This is a genomic window from Streptomyces fractus (assembly GCF_049844455.1).
Lineage (GTDB): Bacteria > Actinomycetota > Actinomycetes > Streptomycetales > Streptomycetaceae > Streptomyces > Streptomyces fractus.
The window spans coordinates 2,064,299-2,085,808 of record NZ_JBMYHI010000002.1 but is presented as its reverse complement, the minus strand read 5'-3'; the positions used below and the strand labels follow the sequence as shown (position 1 = coordinate 2,085,808).

The following is a 21,510-nucleotide window of genomic DNA, read 5'->3' as shown; positions in this document are numbered from 1 at the left end:
TCTCGACCGGCACTTTTTGTGTTTGAGCTGGTCGGACGCGGGCAGACGCGACCTTGAGCCATGTGTATGGCTTTTCAACCTTTCACAGGTCAAAGAGAACAGGGGTCAGGGTGTCCTCCAGACTGGCGGTCGAACATCTGTACAAGGTGTTCGGCGGGAGACAACAGGACGCTGTGGAGAAGCTCCGCGGCGGGGCGGACCGCGAGGAGCTGCGCGCCGAGGGCACCACGGCCGCCGTGGTCGACGCGTCGTTCACGGTGGAGTCCGGGCAGATCTTCGTCGTCATGGGTCTGTCGGGTTCCGGCAAGTCCACGCTGCTGCGGATGCTGAACGGACTCCTGGAGCCGACCGCGGGACATGTGAAGTTCGACGGCCAGGACCTGACAACGCTGTCCATGCGCGAGCTGCGCGAGGTGCGCGCCCGCAAGATCAGCATGGTGTTCCAGCACTTCGCGCTGTTCCCGCACCGTTCGGTGATGGAGAACGCGGGCTACGGCCTGGAGGTGCAGGGCGTTCCGCGCGCGGAGCGCGAGGAGCGGGCGATCGAGGCGCTGCGTCTGGCGGGTCTTGAGGGGTGGGAGAAGTCCTTCCCCGACGAGCTGTCCGGCGGTATGCAGCAGCGTGTGGGCCTGGCCCGCGCGCTGGCCACGGACGCCGATCTGCTGCTGATGGACGAGTCGTTCAGTGCGCTCGACCCGCTGATCCGGCGTGACATGCAGGACCAGCTCCTGGAGCTGCAGAAGACGCTGAAGAAGACGATCGTCTTCATCACGCACGACCTGAACGAGGCCATGCGTCTGGGCGACAACATCGCGGTCATGCGCGACGGGCGCATCGTTCAGATCGGTTCGGCCGAGGACATTCTCGTCACGCCGGCCAATGACTACGTGGCGTCCTTCACCCAGGACGTCGACCGTTCCCGTGTGCTGAGCGCGCGGGCGATCATGGCGGACGCGGAGGACGGCTACGACATGGCCGATGCGCCGGCGAAGGTCCACCAGGACGCGCCGATCATCGACCTGTTCACGCCGTGCTCGACGAGCGAGATACCCGTCGCCGTCGTCGACGACGAGGGAGAGCTTGTCGGCACGGTCCCGCGCGAGCGGCTGCTCGCCGTGCTCGGCGAGCCGACGAAGACCGTCGAGGACACGACGGCAGCCTCCGCTCCCGCCGTGGACGAATCGGCGAAGAAGGTGAACGCCGGTGCCTAGGATTCCCTTCGGTGACTGGGTCAACAGCGTCGTCCAGTGGATGCTGACCCACCTCGACTGGCTGTTCGGCTTCTTCGAGAGCATCTTCAACGGCATCTACAACGGCCTGAGCGACCTGCTCCAGGCGCCCGAGCCGCTCCTGCTCGCGGGCATCTTCGCCGTCATCGCCTTCTGGCTGCGCGGCACACTCGGTGCCGTCCTCGCCTTCGTCGGGCTCTGGTTCATCCAGAACCTGGAGCTGTGGGACGAAGCGATGCTGACGCTGTCGCTCGTCCTCGTGTCGACGCTGATCGCGTTGATCATCGGCGTGCCGCTGGGCATCTGGGCCGCGCGCTCGAACCGGATCAGCAATCTGTTCCGTCCGGTCCTGGACCTGATGCAGACGCTGCCGGCGATGGTCTACCTGATCCCGGCCATCCTGTTCTTCGGCTCGGGCGCTCCGGCCGGTATCGTCGCGACGCTGATCTTCGCGGTGCCGCCGGGCGTGCGCATGACCGAGCTGGGCATCCGGCAGGTCGACAAGGAACTGGTCGAGGCGGCCGACGCGTTCGGTACGACGCCGCGCAACACGCTGTGGCGTGTGCAGCTGCCGCTGGCGCTGCCGACGATCATGGCGGGTGTCAACCAGGTCATCATGCTGGGCCTGTCCATGGCCGCGATCGCGGGCATGGTCGGCACCGGCGGTCTCGGTGGCTCGGTCAACGAGGCCATCGGCCAGCTGAACGTCGGTCTGGGTGCCGAGGCCGGTATCTCGATCGTGATCCTGGCGGTCTACCTGGACCGCATGACCAGCTCGCTCGGTCAGCAGGTCTCCCCGCTGGGCCGTCGCGCGCTGAACAAGCTGCGGGCCACGCACGGCCTGAAGATCTGGTCGTACCGTCCCCGTCCGGCGGTCGCCGTGGTCGGTGTCGTCGTCCTCGCGCTCGTCGCGGGCGGCATGGGCATGTTCGGCCAGACGAGCACCGGTGGCAGCCCGACGGCCGGTTCCACGAACGTGGGCCAGGGCAAGAAGATCTCCATCGGCTACATCCCGTGGGACGAGGGCGTTGCCTCCACGTTCCTGTGGAAGGAGATTCTCGAGCAGCGCGGCTTCGACGTCGAGACCAAGCAGTTCGACGCGGGCCCGCTCTACACCTCGCTCGCCAACGGCAGCGTCGACTTCCAGACAGACTCCTGGCTGCCGACGACGCACGCCCAGTACTGGAAGAAGTACGGCGACAAGCTCGAGGACCTGGGCTCGTGGTATGGGCCGACGTCCCTGGAGCTGGCCGTGCCTTCGTACATGAAGGACCTCAAGTCCATGGAGGACCTGAAGGGCCAGGCGTCGAAGTTCGACGGCAAGATCACCGGCATCGAGGCCAGCGCCGGTGAGACGGGGCTGCTCAAGAGCAAGGTGCTCAAGGAGTACGGCCTCGACAAGGAGTACAAGGTCGTCGACAGCTCGACGCCGGCGATGCTGGCGCAGCTGAAGCGCGCGTACGCGGCGAAGAAGCCGATCGTCGTTCCGCTGTGGTCGCCGCACTGGGCGTACAACGACTACAAGCTCACCAAGCTCAAGGACCCGAAGGGTGCCTGGGGCAAGGGTGACGGGGTGCACTCGCTGGCCCGCAAGGGCTTCGGCAAGCAGTTCCCCGAGGTCGACAAGTGGCTCAAGAACTTCAAGATGAGCGAGAAGCAGCTCACGAGTCTTGAGGCCGAGATCAACAAGGTCGGCAAGGGCAAGCAGCAGGACGCCGTCAAGACCTGGCTGAAGAAGAACCCGGGCTTCGTGAACAAGGTGGCCCCGGTCGATACGAATTCGACCCCCGCCGAGGCCAAGCGCCCGGTGAACGTCGCCTGGTTCCCGTGGGACGAGGACATCGCGGTCACCTTCCTCTGGAAGCACGTCCTGGAGAACCGCGGCTACAAGCTCAACCTCAAGCAGATGGACGTCGGCCCGGTCTACACGGGTCTTTCCACCGGTGACCTCGACGTCAACTTCGATGCCTGGCTGCCGTATACGCAGAAGAGCTACTGGGACAAGTACAAGAACAAGGTCGCGACCCTCGGCTCCTGGTACGGGCCCACCTCGCTCGAGATCGCCGTCCCGTCGTACGTGAAGGGCGTCAAGTCGCTCGAGGACCTCAAGGGCAGGTCCAAGGAGTTCAACGGCAAGATCGTCGGCATCGAGGGCGGCACCGGCACGATGGACATCCTCAGGAAGGATGTCGTGCCGGGCTACGGCCTCGACAAGGAGTACAAGGTCGTCGACGGCTCCACCCCGGCGATGCTCGCCGAGCTGAAGCGCGCGTACGTCAAGAAGAAGCCGATCGCGGTGCTCCTGTGGACCCCGCACTGGGCCTACAGCAAGTACGACCTGACCAAGCTGAAGGACCCCAAGGGACTCTTCGGCAAGGGCGACACCATTCGCACGGTCACCAGCAAGGCGTTCACGCAGAAGTACCCGCAGCTCACGAAGTGGTTCAAGAACTTCAAGATGACCGAGGACGAGCTCGGCACCCTGGAGATCGAGATCAACAAGCGGGGCCAGGGCCACCAGGCGGAGGCCGTCACGGCGTGGCTGAAGAAGCACCCGGAGGTCGAGCGGCGGATGACTTCGTCGTAGTGCACAGGTGAGTGCATAGGTGCTGGTGAAGGCCGCTCCGAGACCTTGATAAGGTTCTCTTCGTCGCCACGGGGCCCCGCCCCGGGAGCGGCCGACACCTTGTCCGGGTGGCGGAATGGCAGACGCGCTAGCTTGAGGTGCTAGTGCCCTTTACAGGGCGTGGGGGTTCAAGTCCCCCCTCGGACACGTTCAGTGAGCCTATGGTTTCGCTGCGAGTCCTGGTCGAGAGCCATCTCGACCAGGACTTTTTGTTGTGCGAGCTGGTACGTGAGGGGCGGCCCGAGCTCCCGGTGGATCTTGGCCTGGCGGGTCGTACGAGGCGCCGAGCCGAGCGAGCCGATCTCGGTGCTTGCGGGGTGTGCTGAGAAATGTGTTGGCGGCATCAACGTGAAGAATGTTGCCCACTTACGGCAAGTGTGAACTCATGTTCTTGTTCGTCACGGTCTCTCGGTGTTGTTGCAGGTCGCCGCGCTTCGTGCTGGCTGGGGGCCGCCCTGTAGTGCTGAGTGTCGTTCAGTAGCGAGGGGGCTTGTGGACTGCCTAGTGCTTGTTAGCTACATCAACGCGCATCCAGGTTTCCGGCACGGGGAGTCGCGTGTACGGTGGCGCGCATGACCGAGCACAAGCCCAGCTCCAGCACGCTGGTCTCGGCTGCCGAGATCGCCCGGATCGCCGGCGTGACCAGGGCGGCCGTGTCGAACTGGCGTCGGCGCTACGACGACTTCCCGGCTCCGGCGGCGGGCTCCGGCACGAGCCCGCTCTTCGACCTGGCGGCCATCCACCGCTGGATGGCCGCTCAGGGCAAGGGACAGGAGCTCTCCGCGGAGGTTCTCCTCTGGCAGGACCTGCGCCGTGCGTACGAGGACGACATGGTCTCCGGTCTCGCCGATGTGGCGGCGTACTGCACGGGCGGCAGGACCGGGCTGAGTGCCGCGCTGCGCGAGCGGGTCGACGCGCTTGTGAGCGAGGGCGATGCGCGGCTCGCGGTCGACGGGCTTGTCGCCCGCTACACGGAGTCCGTGGGGCGCAGTGGTTCGGACAGTGCCTCATCCGCTCGACTCATCCGTGCGTTCCGCCACTTCACCCGCAAGGCCAAGGGTGTCGCCTTCGACCCCGCCTGCGGAATCGGCGCCCTGCTCCTCGCCGTCGGCGGACTGGAGATCAGAAACCGGGTCGGCCAGGAGATCGATCCTGCCAAGGCCTGGCTCGCCGAACGATGGGCGTACGTGCACGGTGCCTCGAAAGCCGCTGTGGCAGCGGGCGATTCGTTGCGTGACGACAGACACCGGGGCCTCAGGGCTGACCTCGTCGTCTGCGATCCACCCGTCGGCGTCACGGACTGGGGCCGCGAGGAACTGCTCCTCGACGCCCGCTGGGAGCTCGGCGTTCCCTCTCGTGCCGAGGGCGAACTCGCCTGGCTGCAGCACTGCTACTTCCACACGGCGCCGGGAGGGACGGCCGTTGTGGCAATGTCACCGTCCACCGCCTACCGGAAGGCCGGTCGGCGCATTCGCGCCGAGCTCGTACGCCGGGGGGTCCTGGAGCACGTGGTCGCTCTGCCGCCGGGCACCGCGGCCGCGCACGCGCTCCCCGTGCACCTGTGGCTGCTCCGGCGGCCGCCTGCCGACGCCACGACGAAGGCCGCCGAATCCGTACGGATGACGGACCTGACTGCGAACGAACCGGATGCGCCGCTTGAAGCCCGCCCCGATCAAGTGGCCGACGTCCCGCTCATCGACCTGCTGGACGACACCGTCGATCTCACGCCGGCACGGCACATCACGCCCGCCCGTACCGACTACAACCACGCATACAGCACCGCACGCCTCGCCCTGGAACGGCGACTCGGGGAACTCCAGGGGCGGCTGCCCGTACTGACGGAGGGATCGGACGGATTCCACGGCGGAACCGTCCGCGTCGCGGACCTCGCCCGCGCCGGCCTGGTCGACCTCAGCGGCAAGGAACCGCAGTCGACCAGCGATCAGCTCGATACGGACTACCTGCGCGGCTTCCTCCGCAGCGCCACCAACACGCGCCGCAGTACGAGCGCAACCGGCACGTTTCGCGCCGATGCCCGCGGGGCCCGGCTGCCGCAAATGGACATCGGTGAACAGCAGAGCTACGGCGCTGCCTTCCGCGCGCTGGACGAGGTCGAGTCCGAGATCACCGAAATCCTGGATCTTGCCAGGCAAGCCGTCGCCCTCGCCCGTGACGGGCTGACCAGCGGGGCGCTGTCTCCGCAGGCGGAGCCGGCCGACCAGGACTGACAGTGCCGTGGCGATGCCTCGACCGTGGTGCATCGAGGCATCGCCTGCTGTGATCTACGTGTTTGCCGTGTTCGCCGCCGGTACGAACGGGCTCGCCTTGCCGCTCCACGACACCCGCAGCGCCTCCCGAGCCCGCGTGCACGCCACGAACAGCAGGCACCGTTCGCGTAGCAGGTCCGACTCGTGCTGGAGTGGATCGCTCTCGGCTGCCGTGATCTCCCGTGCGAAGGGCACCGTCCCGTCCGCGACGCCGAGGACCGCGACCGCGCGGAATTCCAGGCCCTTCATGGAGTGCATCGTCGCGAGGCGGACGCCGTCGGCTCCGGCCGGGACCTGGCCCTTGACGCGGACGACCGGGATGCCGGCCGCATTCAGCCGGTCAGCGGCCTTGTCGAGGAGCACGTTGAAGCGCGCGCATACTCCGATCTCGGCGGGCGCGATGCCGCTGTCGATCCACTCCTGGACGCGCTCGACGAGGGCCGACACCTCCTCCTGCTGGCTTGCGTAGCCTGTGGCTTCGGGACGGCCGCCGTGCAACAGGGAGCGGTAGCCAGAGAGTGAGTCCGTACCGTCGCCGTCCATGGCCTCCACCGGCGTGGACGTGAGCAACCGCGCCGACCAGGTGAGAATCTCTTCCGTGGAGCGGTAGTTGAGGCGAAGCCGGTAGCTGCGCCCGGAGATCCGCACGCCTAGCGAGCCGAGCGATACCCGCGAGTCGTAGATACGTTGGTGCGGATCGCCGGTGACGAAGAGGTCGTCGGGGCCGGGTGCCACGGCGGCACGCAGTACGCGCCACTGGGCGGGATGCAGGTCCTGGGCCTCGTCGACGACGACGTGCAGGTGGGTGGGGCCGTGCTCCCGGAGCAGGTCGGCGGCGCGGGAGCAGATCCCCAGGTAGGTGGTCCCGTTCCGGTCGCGCAGCATTTGCTGGAACAGCTCGATCGCCTCCCAGACCGGCTCACGTCGCTGGCCCGACAGGGCGGTGCCGCGGCCGTGGCGGATCACTGCTTTGTACGCGGCGAGATCTCGCAGATCCTGGCCGATGATCACATGCCGGTACTCCTGTGCCAGAAACTGCTCGTTGTACGGCAGCCCGAGCTGCTTGACGACCTTGCCCCACAACTGACGCTGCTCGCGGTCTCCGACGGGTTCCGGAGTGCGCGCATCGTGGGTGCGCAGGACCGAGTTCGCGTACGCATCGACGGTGGTGACATCGACGCGAGCCAGCAGGTCCGCGTCGTCGTCGAGAAGCAGCGCGAGGTTGTCCCTCAAGCCGGCGGCCAGAGCATTGGTGAACGTGGTCAGCAGCACACGGCCGTCGGCGGACCTGCCGAGCAGATGCTTGACCCGGTGCAGGGCCGCCACTGTCTTGCCCGTGCCGGGACCGCCCGTGACCTGCACCGGTCCTCCGTACGAGGTGCGGTATGCAACACGACGCTGCGAGGGGTGAAGGAAGACCCGCCAGGCAGCGAACGGCTTCTCGAGGATCTCCTCCAACTCCTGTGGCCCAGTGACGAGTCGGATCCGTGCCGTGGTGTTGGAGAGCACCGTCGCGAAGTCCTCGACCGGCTCCACGGGGGCGTCGGCGGGCCGTCGCTCGGCGACGAGGTCCCGGTAGACCTCGTCCGGGGTGAATCCCTCGGCCAGGTACTGCAGCACTTCCAGCTGGTCCTCGGGCAGGAGTGTGGCGAAGGCCTCGAGCTGTGCCTTGTCCGCGATGGAGCGGACGGCTCGCAGAACCTGGTCGTCGATGCCGAGGTCCCGCAGCTTCCCGTCCGACACCATTGCGAACAGCAGCTCCGGCGCGGTCCGCGCTGCCTGTTCGTACATCGGCGTCAGCTCGTCGAGCGCGGCCGCGTTACGGACCTCGAGCGCGCGCGTCGCCGTGTTCGTGCTGTACAGGCGCTTGGCGGCCCACGTGTAGGCGTCGTCGTGCGGAAGGACGTTGACCAGGAGGAACACGTCGCTGCCGTCATCGGGGGCGAGGACGACACCGCGCCAGAAGTCGGTGATCCGGATGGTCCTCATCCGCGGGTCGCGGGCCTTGTCGACCGACTCCAGGTGGAGCCCCTTGTCGGCGTTGAGCTCGGCCATGCTGAGCGCCTGGAACTTCGCCATCGCCTTGCGGACTCCGGAGCGGATCTGCTTCTCCAGGCTGTCGTACCCCTCCCAGAAGCTCTGGGCGAATGCGAGCCGTGGCATGTGAGGTCTCTCCCGTCGGGTGTGAGCTGCCAGTGGAAGTGCGGTCAGACGCCGGTCGGTTGGGCTGGGGCCAGGCGGGCGGCCAGTTCGCGGAAGGTGCCGAGCAGGGCCCCCGGCTCGCGGTCCAGGTCGAGTGCGTGCTGGTGCAGTCGTACGCCGCAGCCGCGGACGTCGTGTGCGTCGTGGACGTGCCCGTCGTGCTCACCGGCCGCGTAGATCAGATGTCCTTCGGCGAGGCCGAGCGCGGTGCAGTACGCGAGCATCTGGTACAGGTCTGCATTCGGGTACGAGCCCTTCTTCTCCGTCTTGTACTTGGCGTCGGCGACCGCGACTGGGCTGCGGCCGTCCCTCCCGTACAGGACGAGATCCGGGTACATGGGGATGCGGTCCGCGGTGTCGAGTCGGTGTGGATCCTGCGGGCGACCGGTGAGCCCGTGCTCGCGCCCCGCCTCGGTCAGGGCGCCGGTGACGAAGTCCTCGAACAGGTCGTTCATGTCGAACAGGAAGCCGGAGAGCGGGAGTTGGCCGGCACGGTGCTCGGGTGAGGTGCCGCGCAGGACGGCTTCGGCGAGTCGAAGTGCGGGCTGGTAGCGGGCGTTGAGCCGGGACGGTGTCCAGGTGGGCAGCACGGTGCCGCGTACGAGAGGAGCGGCATCGGCGAGGCGTACGCGCTGGTGGGTGAGGCGGCGGCGTACGTCATCGGGTACGTCGGGCAGGCGCAGGAGCCGCTCGGTGGCTGCGCGCAGGATGCGGTTCTCGGGGGTGTCCGCGGTGTAGGCGTCGTAGGCGACCTCGACGGGCGGTGTGCGCCCGAAATGCCGCCGGATCTGCTCGGCCTCGCGGATCCGTCCGCGTACGACGTGTGAGGTCTCCTCCACCCGCTGGTACCCCTGAAGGAGCCCCTGCCTCAGGGCCCGATCGATCTGCCGCTCCACCGCGTGCGCGAGCGCGGGCACGATGTCGTCGTGCTCGCCGGTGTCCACGGTTCCTTCCCGGCTCTGCCGCCAGGCTCGGGCCGGGTCGCGGCTGAAACCGAGGAGGAAGAAGAGCCGGTGGACGGGGGTCTTGGGAGCGATGCGCAGGGTTACGGCGTTACGGGGCCGGGAGTGCCCGGCACTGGATGACGGGACCGGTACGCGCACGGCCCCGACGCGGCTGCCGGCGCGCAGCAGCCAGTGACCGGGTCTGCCGGGGTCCGGGGTGGCGCTCTCCAGGATGCCGGACACAGCCAGGGCCCGGCCGAGGGCGGCGTTCAGAGGAACGGAGCGGGCCGGGCCGTACTCGCGCAATGTGATGTCGGGCAGCGATGCCTCATGATCCGTTGCGGCAACGGCTGTTGGGCTCTCCACAGGAATCACGTCAGAGGCTTCCGCTCAGCGACTTCCGCAGCGCGTCGAGCCCGTACCGCTCCTCGATGTCCACGCCCTCCCCGAAGTGGTGCTCCTCCAGGAGCGGCAGGATCTTCGTCCGCCACGTCCGTTCGAGCCCACCGGGACGGTATGTGCCCGGCTTCATCAGGTACGAGGGTCCGATGGAGAAGTCGGGATCTGCCAGCGCGCGGTTGAGCGCGTCGAGGAGTCGGGCGGGCTCGTCGTCCTTGTCCTCGCGGCCGAGCCACCGGGCCAGCAGGCCGCGCGTCGGCTCGGTGCGCGGCGAGAGTTCGACGAAGGCGAAGCGCCGGCGCATCGCGGCGTCGACCAATGCGATGGAGCGGTCCGCGGTGTTCATGGTGCCGATGACGAACAGGTTCGGCGGGATGGCGAAGTCGTCACCGGAGTAGGTGAGCCGTACCGTCTTCTTCCGGTACTCCAGGAGGAAGTACAGCTCGCCGAAGACCTTCGCGAGGTTGGCCCGGTTGATCTCATCGATGATCAGGAAGTGCGGGATGTGCCGGTTGCCCTCACGGGATGCGAGGTCGGCGAGATCGCGCAGCGGCCCGGGGACGAGCCGGAAGGCGACGTCGCGTGTCTCCGAGTCCTCCACGGGCCTGTAGCCCTCGAAGAAGTCCTCATAGGTGTACGACGGATGGAACTGCACGAGCTTCACCTGCTCGGGCCCGCCACCGAAGTGCTCGGCGAGCTGGAGCGCGAGGTAGGTCTTGCCGGTGCCCGGCGGACCGTAGAAGATCAACTGCTTCTCGTCCCACAGGAGTTCGCGCACCTCCTCCAGCCACTCTGTGTCGTGAACGAGCAGGTCCGAGGCGAGGGCGTCCGTGACCTCGGGCAGGGACAGTTCCTGCGGGGGAGCGGGGACGGTCTCAACGGCGGCCTCTACGGCGGCCGTGTCGAAGCCCGGGAGGAGAGCAAGGGAGTCCTGGACCGGCGTGAGGTCGACGACGTCGCGCTGCACGGAGAGCTTCTGCTGGAGCTCCTCCGGCAGTTCCTCGTACGCGTACGTCTGCGGCAGCCACTCCGTCGCGCGCCGCAGGTTCGACAGGCCGCTCGGCGAATCGACCTGCTGGACCTCGCCCGTCAGCGTGCCCACGTAGAGCAGACCGTTGGAGAGCGTGCACACCGTGTCCCCGACGCGCATCTGCGAGAGCAGCGCATGCAGGTCGTCGACGAGGCCGCGCTTCTGGCTGTACGAGGTCGAGCTCTCGTAGCCCTCCTGCACGTACACGCGCAGCGTGCTCTTGGTCGGCTCGTCCTCGTCGAGGGCGGGCAGGTGGGTCGCGGCGAGGGAGACGAGACCTTCCTCCAACCAGAGGCGCTGGACGAGGTCGCGTCCTGCGACATTCGAACCGCGGATCAGCCAGGTCTTGTGCGAGGCACGCCAGCTGTGCCCCAGGTAGTCGACGAGCGGATGGTCGTCCTCGGTCTTCCAGTGATCGAGGCCGCCGGTGGTGCGTCCCGTGATCAGTGCGGCAGCACCGGAGGCCGAATTGCACTCGACGTCGCGCGCGGTCTCCCAGTACCCCGGCCACTGTTCGGAATCGACCAACACCCCTTCCGCGCGCAGGCGTTCACGCAGCTCGATCGTGTGTGAGCTCAGGCTCGCGGTCTCGTCCGGGCGGATCGGTGAACCGGCGAGCACCAGGAACTTGAAGCTCCCGTTCAGCCCTCGCTCGGGCAGCACCCGGCCCCGGGCGGAGGGCCCGCCGTTCGGCAGCCTGATCTGGAACTCGAGTCCGTCGAGCTCTGCGGGATAGTGCATGGGCCGGCCTTCCGTGGGGACGGGGTGCGCGCGGAGTCGCGGCCCAGTGTACGCGTTGACAGTGCTAACGGAAGGCTTATATGGAGATGGCTGGCGAGGGTTCGATGGCGAGGTTCTTTGGTCAGGGGCGTGGTCTGGCGGTGTACTCGGCCCACAGGTCGACCGCGGCTTCGAGATCCAGCGCCGCCACCTGCTCTCTGGGAATGCCCGCTGTGTGTACGAGGCGATCGGCGAGCCAGTCGGGGACGGGCTGTCTGGCAGCCTCCCGAGTGCGCAGCGAGATGTCGCCGGCCAGTTTTCCCATGCGCTCCACGACCTCGGCGAGCTGTACGAACTCGGGGCGCACGTCGCCGGCTTCGCGCACACGCCGCGTCGCTTCCGCGTACACCTCGGAGTCGGCCCGCTCGCCGACGGCCCACACCTCGCAGATCTCAATGGTCTTGTGCTCGGTGATGCGGTAGACGATGCGCCAGGTGTTCCGGCCGACGATCAGTTTCCGGTATCCGGTGAGGTCGCCGCCGAGTGGATACCCGGCTTCGGGGTTCTCTTCCAGGAGGAGAACCTTCTTCAGGACTTTCGGTACGGCGTCCGGCCCGATCCGGCGCAGGTCGTCCAGGGCTGCGTCGGTGAAGGTGACCTCTGTCATCGTTCCTCGTCGTCCGGGGGCTGGGACAGGGTGTCTCGGCTGTGCCCGTAGGCGGCGAGAACGTCGTCCAGCGAGGTTCGGCGGCCGGTGTCGGTGGTGCTCCGGGCCAGGACGAGAGCCAGGTCATGCAGGTCGGAGGCGGCGTTCTCGAGTTCTTCCAGTCTGTCGATGCCGACGACGGCCGCCACGGGCCGGTGGCGGCGGGTCACGATGAGGTCGGAGCCCTGCTCGGCTTCGGAGACGAGTTTGGCCAGACCGCGCTGGGATGCCTCGGTGACCGTGAGTTCGTGGGTGTCCCGCAGTATCGCCATGCCGTAACTGTACAGATTTCTACTCAGAACGGCAACCGGGTGTGTGCTGCGGCTGAAAGGTCGGCGTACACGGTTTTGCCGCCAGGTGGGTGCGGGACGGTGTCCCAGTGGTCGGCGAGCGCGTCGACGAGGAGCAGGCCCCGGCCGCCGGTCTCGGTGGGGTCGGGGGTGGCCGACTTGGGAGGGCAGTCCTCGCGGGTGTCGGTGACCTCGATGCGTAGGCGGCGGGTCGCGGGGTCGTATGCGAGCGCGAGTCGGAAGCCGCGGCCGGGCAGGTGGCCGTGGAGCACGGCGTTGGCGGCGAGCTCAGCGACGACGAGCTCGGCACGCTCCGTAAGGTCCGACGGCAGTTCCCAGGCGCGCAGTTCGGTCACGGCGAGCAGCCGGGCGAGGCGGGCGTCGCGTCGGGTGCACGACAGGAGCTGCCTGAACGTCCGTACCTGGGTTGGTGGTTGGGCAAGGTGCTGGTCCATGGGGTCAGCGTGGCGTGCTCGGTGAGGTGGGTGCGAGTGTACGGCCACGTACGCAGAGTGAGAGTACGTGGACGCGGGGTGGACAGTACGGCCGTGGCGTGGTCACGCTGAGTGTGCGGGTCGTGCGGCGGCTCGCGGTCCGGCATGGAGGGAAGGGGCGGGAGCATGGGGATCGTCGAGAGGGGTGCGGCGGCGCGAGTTCGGGACGATGGCGGGCGCGGATGCGTCGAGACCGACGCGGAGATCGAGAGGGAGCCGCGGCCGTCGGACAGTTTGAGGACCTTCGGCGCTGTCGTCCAGGCGTTGCGCGAGAACGCGGGGCTCAGCCGGGAGGATCTCGGTACGTGTGTCAGTTACTCCAAACACACCGTGGAATCGGTGGAGTTGGGCCGCAGGATGCCCGACGACACCTTCGTCGAACGAGCCGAGCAGGCGCTGGGCAACACCGGCGTGCTGCGCAAGGCGTCGCGGCATGTCACCCGCGGAGAGGCGGGGTTGGCGGCCTGGTTCCGGCAGTGGGCGCGCCTGGAGCGGGAGGCGGCGAGCCTGTGCACGTACGAGTGCCGGCTGGTGCCGGGCCTTCTGCAGACGGAGGCGTACGCGCGGGCGGTCTTCGAGGGCACGATCCCGCTCCGGACCGATGAGGAACTGGAGGCCCAGCTCGCGGCCCGGATGGACCGGCAGGCGACGATGCGGCTGCGGCCGACGGTGCCGTTCTCGTTCATCGTTGAGGAGCATGTGTTCCGGCGGCGGTTCGGGGAGGTGGCGGCGGTGCGTGAACTCCTTGATCATGTACTGGAGTTGACGGCACCGCGGAATGTGTCGTTGCAGGTGGTGGCGGTGGAGGGTGGGTTGCATTCGTGTACGGACGGCCCGGTGCGGATTTTGGAGACGCCTTCGCGGCAGCGGCTCGGGTACTCGGAGGGGCAGGAGAACGGGCGGCTGATTTCTGACCCGAAAGAGGTGAGCTTGCTCTGTCAGCGCTATGAAACACTGCGCTCGCAGGCCCTCAGTCCGGCGGATTCCCGGGCCCTGCTGGAGCGAATGCGAGGAGAGCTGTGAGCAGCGCTATCGGTACGTGTACGACGGAACTCGCCTGGTTCAAGTCCAGTTACAGCGGCAGCCAGGGCGACGACTGCGTGGAGGTGGCCATCGCCGAACAGGCCGTCCACGTACGGGACTCGAAGGACGTTGAGCGGCCTGCCTTCGCGGTGGGATGTGATGGGTGGGGGCGGTTTGTGCGGTACGCGGCGAGGGGCGGTCGGTAATCCTCCGACTGAAGTTGATTCGGGCCCGTTGGTCCCGCAGTGTGGGCGCGCAGTGCGCCGAACTGTGGGGCTGACGGGCCCGAGTCGTGTGCCGAGCATGGTCGACGGATGGTGGGTAGATCAGCTGTCGTCGGTCACCTGCAGCTGGGTGTCGCCGCCCGGTACGGAGTCACGGGCCGACGGATACGGGTCCGCCACGGGGTGTCGGGGGCCATTACCCGGGGGCGGGGTGAGAGTTGAGCGGTACGTGCCGGACTCGGACACGTCGAGCGGTGTGTCGAGGCTGAGGCTGGCGGTGGCCATGCGGTCGTACTCGGTCAGGACGAGGCGCTTGGTGCGGTACTCGCCGAACTTGGCGATCTCGTTGTTCTTCAGGCCGCCGGTTGGTGACTGGAAGGTCTCCAGGATGTAGTCGGTGTCCTCGCGGGAGATCCCGTAGAGATGAAAGAAGTACGCGTCCAGCTCGGCCCGGATCTGCGCCCGCCGGTCGTCGTCCCACCGGAAGGGGCCTTGCTCGTCGCCGAGGTCGAGGGCGAGCGGGGTCATGTCGTAGGCGGTGTAGACGAGTTCGATGACGCGGGGGAGCAGGAAGGGGAGGTGGGGTTCGAGGACGGTGGGGGCGGGGACGGGGAGCTGCTTCCAGATGAAGAGCTTCATGTGGGCGTCGCTGATTTTCTGGCGACTCACGAAGTCGAAGACCAGGGAGGACTGGGTGGCGATCAGGGCGGCCACCAGCTGAGGTTCGATGAGGGGCAACATCAGGGGGAAGGTGTGCAGTGTCGCAACTCGCGGGATGAATGCCGGGATGGATGTGCGTTCGTTCGTTGAGGCGGTTACGTCGCACCAGCCGCAGAGCCAGTCGTGGTTCCAGCGGTACCCGCGGAGCCGGGCGTCGACGCCTGGCACCTTGGTCTTCTTGCCCTTGCGTACGGTCTCGATCATCCCGGCGTCCTGTACCCAGTTCATGGGGAGCGCTTGACGCGTGGGGTCCTGCAGCTCGCGGCGCGACAGGTAGTCGGGCTGGTTCTGTCGGTTCACTGCGGTCGGGCTCTTGATGACGTCGGCGGCGCGATGGTTAAAGAAGTCGACCATCTTCGCTTCGTACAAAGGAAGGGCTCGCTCGCGCTCGCGCATGAAGGTATGCCCCTGCAACCGCCAGTCGCCGTCTTCGAACTCCTCCCGCGTGTGCAGAATGTCCCGATCGTTCGTGCTCCGGAACACGTACTTGAAATCGATGTTCCAGGGGTTACCTTCCCGGTCGCCTTCCTTCTGGAGGGCCGGGAAGCGCCGGTAGATCTCCGCTGTGAGATCGGCATCTCGCTGCGTGCGAAACGACGGAAGCGTACCCGTGTTCGGACTCATCCGCGCGAGGTCGTCCGGCGCCACTGCGAGGACCCGGCTGGGGTCGTCGATGTCAGCGGTGCTGGACAGAAAGAAGCCGATGCGGCTGGCGTCCGCGCGCGTTGCCCGACCCGTGAGGGAGAGCAGGCAGAACTTGTATCCGGGGTGCACATCGAACCACTTGCCGCCCTTGGGCAGTACCGGTGACTTCGGGCGGCGGTTCTCGAAGTCGTACAGCGAGGCCAGCGCGCCTCTGCGGACGAAGTTCCCGAACAGGTACTGCCCGCCGGCGTTTGTGGCGATGGCGGTCGGGATGATGGAGCCGAAGCGGCCGGTGGGGCTAATGAGCGCCGAGAATAGTTCGGTGAACAGTTGGTCGGTTTGGAGTTTGGTGACACCCCCAGCAGTGAGCCCCAGTGCAGTCAGGGGGAACACCCCGGAGTTCGCTGCGAACATGAAGGTCGCCTTGAGCTCGCGACGTGCACTGTAGTACCGCTTGGCCTCCTCTGGGTACTTCGCCAACCATTCGGCGATTCCCTTTGCCATTGCCGCACCTGCCAATTCGGCAATCGACGGCTCGACAACACTGAAGTACTTCTTGTCCTCGAATTCAGAGCGGTCCCACGGCGGGTTGCCGACCACGCACGAGAAGCCGCCCGTCCAGCCAGGGGCCGCTGCATCCTCGCCCGTGCCGTCCGAAGCTCTCTCGTCGTCCCGGACCGTGAAGCCTCTGGGAACTCCAGGTGCCAGTGGAAGAAGGTGTACTGGTCGCGCAGCCGCACGATCTCGTCGTGTGTGGACTTGGGCGCCGCGTCGCCCTCAGGGTCAGACAGACCGCGGAACACCTTGTCGGTGACGGCCGGCGGCGCGTCCTCGCGCTTGATCCAGACGAACGCCGCGCACCAGGCGTCCGCGATGTGCAGGGCGCGCAGGTACTCGGAGGACGTCGACCAGTCGTGGAATGCGGCCTCCTTGCGGCGGATATCGGTGAGCTCGCCGTCAGGTGCGTCCGTGATGCGACGCAGGCCAGGAGCGAAGGCGGTGTTGGAGACCTTCGTCTCGGACGTGACCTCGAACAGGCCTTCCTGGCCTCGGTGTTCTTCCGTGTTGCGGGCCAGGAGCTGCTTGACCCAGCCCTCGTCGTCACCCTCGGTCTTCTTGAACGCCTTGTCCGGGATGCCGTTCCGCATCAGCGCCGGCGTGGCGCCGATCAGGCCGTTGCCGTGCTTGATGTGCGCGTCCAGGAAGCCCAGCGGCTTGCCGGGTTCCATGGCCTCCAGCCACAGGGACACCTTGGCCAGCTCGACTGCCATGGGGTTGAGGTCGACGCCGTACACGCAGCGGGCGACGACCTCGTGCAGGGCATGGCGTACCGCGTCTTCGGTCGGCTCAGGGTTGCGTTCGCGGATGGCGGCCACGCGCTTGGCGATGCGGCGGGCCGCCGCCACGAGGAAGTGGCCGGAGCCGCAGGCGGGGTCGCAGACGGTGAGGATGAGCAGCTCGTCGACGATCGTGTCTGCGGCGTCCGGCAGGCCCTGCGCGCTCGCGCGCTGTTCGCCGCGCTTGACGGCGTCGTCGATGACCGGGTTGAGCGTGGAGTCGAGGAGGGTCTCGGTCAACTCCGTCGGCGTGTAGTAACTGCCGGTCTTCTTACGGTCGTTGCCGATGCGGTCGACGAGTTCGAAGGTGCGGTCGGCGGCGCTGTGCTTGGGGACCAGCTCCAGGAGCGCCTCGTACACCGAGCCGAGCTCCTCGGCGCCCATGCGCAGGTAGTCGACGGGGCGCCAGCGTCGGGAACCCGCGTCGCGGACGCGGGCCAGGTACTGGACGGCCTCGAAGAGGTGGCGGTTGGAGAGCCGCGCTCCGGTCAGCGGTGCGTCGGCCTCGGTGGAGTTGAAGAGACCGCCCAGGCCCTTGAGGCCCAGTTCGGGGCGTCCCTCCTCGGAGCCGAGGGCGTTGATCAGTAGGTCCAGAGCGCGGTACTCGTCGTCGTGTGCGGTTCCGACCCGTCGCAGGGCCTTGCGGCGCAGGCGAGCGGTGGCGAAGTAGCGGGCGTAGCGCTCGCGGGTCGTGTCGTCCGCGTCCGGGTCGAGCAGGGCGCTGCGGTCCTCGGCGACGAAGAGGAAAATCATCCGGTACACGAGCCGGAGCAGCGCCGTCTGGAAGGCGTGAACGTCCAGCTGTTGGCGAAGCTCGTTGTTGGCGGGGTGACTCAGGAAACCGGTGCCGAGTGCTTTCAGGGCGCTCTGTACGCCGTCGCGGAAGTGGTCGAGCGCCCGGCTGCCCGACTCGATGGCAATCGACCGCCACTTCTCCAGCCAGCACCCCGACGCCGCCTGCCCCTCGCCCACCTCGAAGCGGGACGCGTGCAGCGTCGCGTAGAGGAGGACGAACTCGCTGAACAGTTCGCCGTCGAAGATCGCTTCGAGGTCGAACTCGACGTATGCGGCCGTCGCCATCGCCGACGTGTCGCGCAGCAGGCGCAGGCGGCGGCCGTTGGTGAGGACGGCCCAGAGGTGGGCCTCGGTGCGGTTCAGACAGTCCTGGAGCATCGACTGCGGTGGGACCTGGCCAGCGGCTGCGCGTTTGTCCAACTCCCCGTTCCAGGGGATCTGGTGGACCAGGGCCGGGCCGTGTCGGTGGGAGACCGGGAAGCGGACGGAGGCGTCCGAGTCGGCCGCGATGCCTGCCGAGCCCACCTCCGTCAGGTGACCGAAGTCCAGCTTGCGGAACAGCTGGGACAGCCAGTCGTTGCCCGCCCGGTTCGTCGGGTCGGCGGCCGGGGCGCCCGTGACCGGGTCCGACGGAAGCGCCGAACGCAGGTCGCGCCACAGCGGCTTGAGGTACTCCCAGGCGCGCTCGGCCTCGTCGCGTACGGGGACGGAGGCCGGCAGGTGGTAATCCGCCGGCTTCGTGCCGGGCAGGTTCGTGCCCTCGGCGATGCGCAGGAGCATGTCGGCGGGGAGCAGGCCGCCGACCGTGCTGATGGCGGTGAACGTCTTCGCGGTGCGCGTAGTGGTCGTGGTGGACATCAGGCGTCGGCTCCAGCGGTGGACGCACCGGCGGCGGCCGGGTTGGCGGGCAGGTAGATGTACGCGCCGAGGATGTCGGCGGGCTTCTGCGGGTCGACCTTCAAGCCGCGAACGATCTCGCGGACGCGGCTGTCGGACTCGGCCTGGCGGACGCGGCGGTGCGAGGCGGCCAGGTCGGCGGCGAGCTGCGCCCCGTACTCCTCCAGGTGCCCGGTGAGTTCGTCGAGGTTGTCCAGGGTGCGGATGATCTGGTTGCGGGCCAGCTGCGCGTTCGTGTTGGCCGAAGCGCTCGCCGCGAGCAATTCGGTGGCCGCGTCGTCGTCGAGCCAGCGGGCCCGCGCCGGAGCCCCCTCGAAGGCGAGGAGTCGGGCGTCCTCGGCGACCAGCTGTTTCTCGCCCGTGCGAGACGGCAGCGTGAGGTGGAAGCGGTAGCGGACGAGCAGCAGTGTCGTGCGCGTCGACACCGCGTCCGTCGTGACCACGCCGCAGCGGCGGGCCGGGCGGGGGCCCGAAGTGTCGCTGTCCAGCGCCGAGTTGAGGACGTAGGAGGCCAGGGCGCCCACTGTGGGGTCCGTGCGCACGAGCGCCGCCTCGCCCCGCGCGATGGCCGGGTCGGTGCGGAAGGGGATCTCGCGGTCCTCTTCCACGATGCGGTTGCCAAGGGTCGCGGCGAGTGCGTCGCGCAGGCCGGCCGGGGCGCCCCCGATCTGGGCGGTGAAGTCGCCCGAACCGTCGCGCGGATCCCGTACCAGAGCGTCCAGGCCGTCCAGGGCGGCAAGCGCGAAATCCCGCACCTCCTCCGCGCCGCCGAGGGCGGCCCGGACCGCGATGACCTCGCGGGCGACGTCCTCCGGGTGGATGGAACGCTGGGCGTACTTCGAGCGGGAGGTCTTCTCGCGCTCGGCCGCCGAGTTCCAGTCGCGCTCGACGCGGTCGAAGGACTCCTGGAGCTCGGGGGAGTCGAAGAGGGACTCCTGTACGCCCTGGCGGCCGTGCAGGAGAAGCCAGTCGACGAGGGCGTCGGTGACGGCCACCGCCGACTCGTCCGGCACGGACACCGAGATCCCGAGGTCCTTCTGGATCTGCCGGTGCTTCTCGAAGAGCACCTTGAGCACGCGTTCGTCGATGCCGTTGTCCTCGCCGAACATGGTGATGACGCGGACCTGGTCGCGCTTCTGGCCGTACCGGTCGACGCGGCCCTCGCGCTGGTCGTGGCGGGTGGGGTTCCAGGCGAGGTCGTAGTGGACGACCGCGTCGAAGTGGTGCTGGAGGTTGACGCCTTCGGAGAGGCAGTCGGTGGCGATGAGGACGCGGCGTACGGCCGGGTCGTCCTGTCCCTGTGCGCCGAGTTCCTCGATGCGCTCCAGGCGCTGCTGCGGGGACAGGGTGCCGGTCACTGCGGCCACGTGGGTCTTCTTGCCGAGCTTGCCTGCCTTGCCGTCCTTCCCGCCCAGCTCCTCGGCCAGGTACTCCGCGGTCGGGATGTACCGGCAGAAGACGATGGGGTGATAGCCGTCGGCGAGCAGTGACTTCAGGTGCTTGATCAGGGCCTTCAGCTTGGCGTCGGTCGCCTGGCCCTCCAACTCCGCCGCCCGATCGGACAGTTCGCGCAGCCGGGCACCCGCCGCCTCGCTCTCACTCGCCCCCGGCGCGACGTCCAGACCCTCGAGGGCGTCGGTGTCGGCCGCGTCCTGGTTGAGCGGGGCGCCGAGGACATCGGCCTCCTCCGCGCTGCGCGCAACAGCCGATGCGGACCGGGTCTTGAGGGTCTGGGCAGCCGCGCGCGGTGAGGACACCATGGAGCGCAGCATCGCGATCACCGACCACCATGCGATACGGGCCTCGCGCCGGCCCTGGCTGTCGGCGGTGCGGACGCGTTCGGCGGCGTAGGCGATGGCGTCGTCCAGGAGGGCGCGGTACACGGGCGCCAGTTTGTACGGCTCGTCCTTCGTCCACCGGTCGACCGGGAACGCCGTGCGCTCGGCCAGCGAATCGTCGGCCAGGCCGTCCTCCTTGGTGAGGTAGTGGCGGACATCGGCGCGCTTACGGGCGATGAAGTGCTCGGCGAGCTTTCCGCGGCCTGCCGGTGTCTCGAGGTCGAGGGCGGCAAGTTCGGGCCGGACCAGGCCGAGCAGATTGCGGAAGGCAGACTCCTTGCCGGAGTGCGGGGTCGCGGTGAGCAGCAGCAGGTGCCGGTCCGCCTTCTCGGCCACGCGCTGCAGCAGCTCGTAGCGCAGCTGGTTGGTGGCCGACTTGCCGCCTCTCTTGGTGTCGTCGGCGGCGACACACGTGTGTGCCTCGTCCACGATCACCAGGTCCGGGCAGTGGCGCACGAAGTCCTCGCGATGGCGGGTGGACTTGATGAAGTCCGTCGAGATGATCGTGTACGGGTGCTTGTCGAACAGCGACTGGCCCAGCTCCAGGGCACGCTCCAAGCGCGAGACCGTCGATGCCAGGACGAGCTCGGCATCGATGCCGAACTTCTCGCGGAGCTCCGCCTGCCACTGCTCGGCCAGCGCGGGGGAGCACAGGACGGTCATGCGGCTCGCCTCGCCCTGAGCGAGCAGCTCGGACGCGATGAGCCCGGCTTCGACGGTCTTGCCGATGCCGACGTCGTCGGAGATCAGGAGCCGTACGGTGCGCTGCCGAAGCGCCATGAGGAGAGGTACGAGCTGATAGGCGCGCGGCTCGACGGCGATCGAGGCGAGCGAGCGGAACGGGCCCGCGCCCGAGCGGAAGCCGATCCGCAGGGCCGTGCGCAACAGCCCCGCCGCGCGCTGGTCGCCGAGGTCGTCGGCGTTGGGGGCGGCGAACTCGGCCGGGCGCACGTCCTCGAAAGTGGGGAACACGGCGGCGACGTCGTCGTCGCTTCCGCCCAGCGGGCGCAGCACCAGCATGTCGGGCGCGCTCTCGGGCAGTACCACCCACTCACGGCCGCGGGCGGCGACCAGGGAACCGGCGGAGTACGTGAGGCTCATGGCGTGTCTCGGATCCTTTGATG

At 68.0% G+C, this 21,510-nt stretch carries 13 protein-coding genes and 1 tRNA gene; 6 read left to right on the top strand and 8 right to left on the bottom strand.

Translation table 11 applies throughout. The annotated features are described in order from the left end of the window. The first annotated feature begins 110 nt into the window (after positions 1–110). The 4 genes from ACP4E5_RS11345 (at position 111) to ACP4E5_RS11330 (ending at position 6,083) form a co-directional block, all read left to right on the top strand. The gene (locus ACP4E5_RS11345) at positions 111–1,211 is read left to right on the top strand and encodes a quaternary amine ABC transporter ATP-binding protein (RefSeq protein ID WP_425827568.1); all 1,101 of its coding nucleotides are present in this window, start codon (positions 111–113) and stop codon (positions 1,209–1,211) included. After that, entirely contained in the window at positions 1,204–3,816 is a 2,613-nt protein-coding gene (locus ACP4E5_RS11340) for an ABC transporter permease/substrate binding protein (RefSeq protein WP_425827566.1), read from the top strand. The genes ACP4E5_RS11345 and ACP4E5_RS11340 overlap by 8 nt, the downstream gene beginning before the upstream one ends. 101 nt (positions 3,817–3,917) lie before the next feature. Then, positions 3,918–4,002 (top strand) — tRNA-Leu (locus ACP4E5_RS11335). A gap of 425 nt (positions 4,003–4,427) precedes the next feature. Beyond that, positions 4,428–6,083, top strand: a complete 1,656-nt coding sequence (locus ACP4E5_RS11330; RefSeq protein WP_425827564.1) for an N-6 DNA methylase — start codon at positions 4,428–4,430, stop codon at positions 6,081–6,083. A 54-nt stretch (positions 6,084–6,137) separates the two neighbouring features. On the opposite strand, the gene ACP4E5_RS11325 is transcribed toward ACP4E5_RS11330, so the two are convergent. The 6 genes from ACP4E5_RS11325 to ACP4E5_RS11300 form a co-directional block, all read right to left on the bottom strand. Continuing rightward, complete coding sequence (locus tag ACP4E5_RS11325; protein WP_425827562.1) at positions 6,138–8,285, bottom strand: UvrD-helicase domain-containing protein; 2,148 nt, start codon at positions 8,283–8,285, stop codon at positions 6,138–6,140. Positions 8,286–8,329: 44 nt separating this feature from the next. Beyond that, positions 8,330–9,634: an McrC family protein gene (locus ACP4E5_RS11320; RefSeq protein WP_425827560.1), complete on the bottom strand. Its 1,305-nt coding sequence runs from the start codon at positions 9,632–9,634 to the stop codon at positions 8,330–8,332. Between the two features lie 10 nt (positions 9,635–9,644). Beyond that, positions 9,645–11,438 carry a DUF4357 domain-containing protein gene (locus ACP4E5_RS11315; RefSeq protein WP_425827558.1) on the bottom strand — a complete coding sequence of 598 codons (1,794 nt, stop codon included), beginning with the start codon at positions 11,436–11,438 and terminating at the stop codon, positions 9,645–9,647. 121 nt (positions 11,439–11,559) lie between these two features. Next, positions 11,560–12,084, bottom strand: coding sequence for a type II toxin-antitoxin system RelE family toxin (locus ACP4E5_RS11310; RefSeq protein WP_425827556.1), 525 nt, complete (start codon positions 12,082–12,084; stop codon positions 11,560–11,562). Then, positions 12,081–12,395, bottom strand: a complete 315-nt coding sequence (locus tag ACP4E5_RS11305; protein WP_425827554.1) for a type II toxin-antitoxin system Phd/YefM family antitoxin — start codon at positions 12,393–12,395, stop codon at positions 12,081–12,083. The genes ACP4E5_RS11310 and ACP4E5_RS11305 overlap by 4 nt, the downstream gene beginning before the upstream one ends. A 23-nt stretch (positions 12,396–12,418) precedes the next feature. Then, a complete protein-coding gene (locus ACP4E5_RS11300) occupies positions 12,419–12,868 on the bottom strand; it encodes an ATP-binding protein (RefSeq protein ID WP_425827552.1) in 450 nt (149 codons plus the stop codon). Between the two features lie 165 nt (positions 12,869–13,033). Between ACP4E5_RS11300 and ACP4E5_RS11295 the strand changes: the two genes are divergently transcribed. Further along, positions 13,034–13,930 carry a helix-turn-helix domain-containing protein gene (locus ACP4E5_RS11295; protein ID WP_425827550.1) on the top strand — a complete coding sequence of 299 codons (897 nt, stop codon included), beginning with the start codon at positions 13,034–13,036 and terminating at the stop codon, positions 13,928–13,930. A gap of 8 nt (positions 13,931–13,938) precedes the next feature. After that, positions 13,939–14,136, top strand: coding sequence for a DUF397 domain-containing protein (locus tag ACP4E5_RS11290; RefSeq protein WP_425841207.1), 198 nt, complete (start codon positions 13,939–13,941; stop codon positions 14,134–14,136). Between the two features lie 1,763 nt (positions 14,137–15,899). Here ACP4E5_RS11290 and ACP4E5_RS11285 read toward each other — a convergent pair. Further along, entirely contained in the window at positions 15,900–18,509 is a 2,610-nt protein-coding gene (locus ACP4E5_RS11285) for a DNA methyltransferase (protein WP_425827548.1), read from the bottom strand. Continuing rightward, entirely contained in the window at positions 18,509–21,487 is a 2,979-nt protein-coding gene (locus ACP4E5_RS11280; RefSeq protein WP_425827546.1) for a DEAD/DEAH box helicase, read from the bottom strand. Before ACP4E5_RS11280 ends, ACP4E5_RS11285 begins: the two co-directional genes overlap by 1 nt. Positions 21,488–21,510 lie beyond the last annotated feature (23 nt).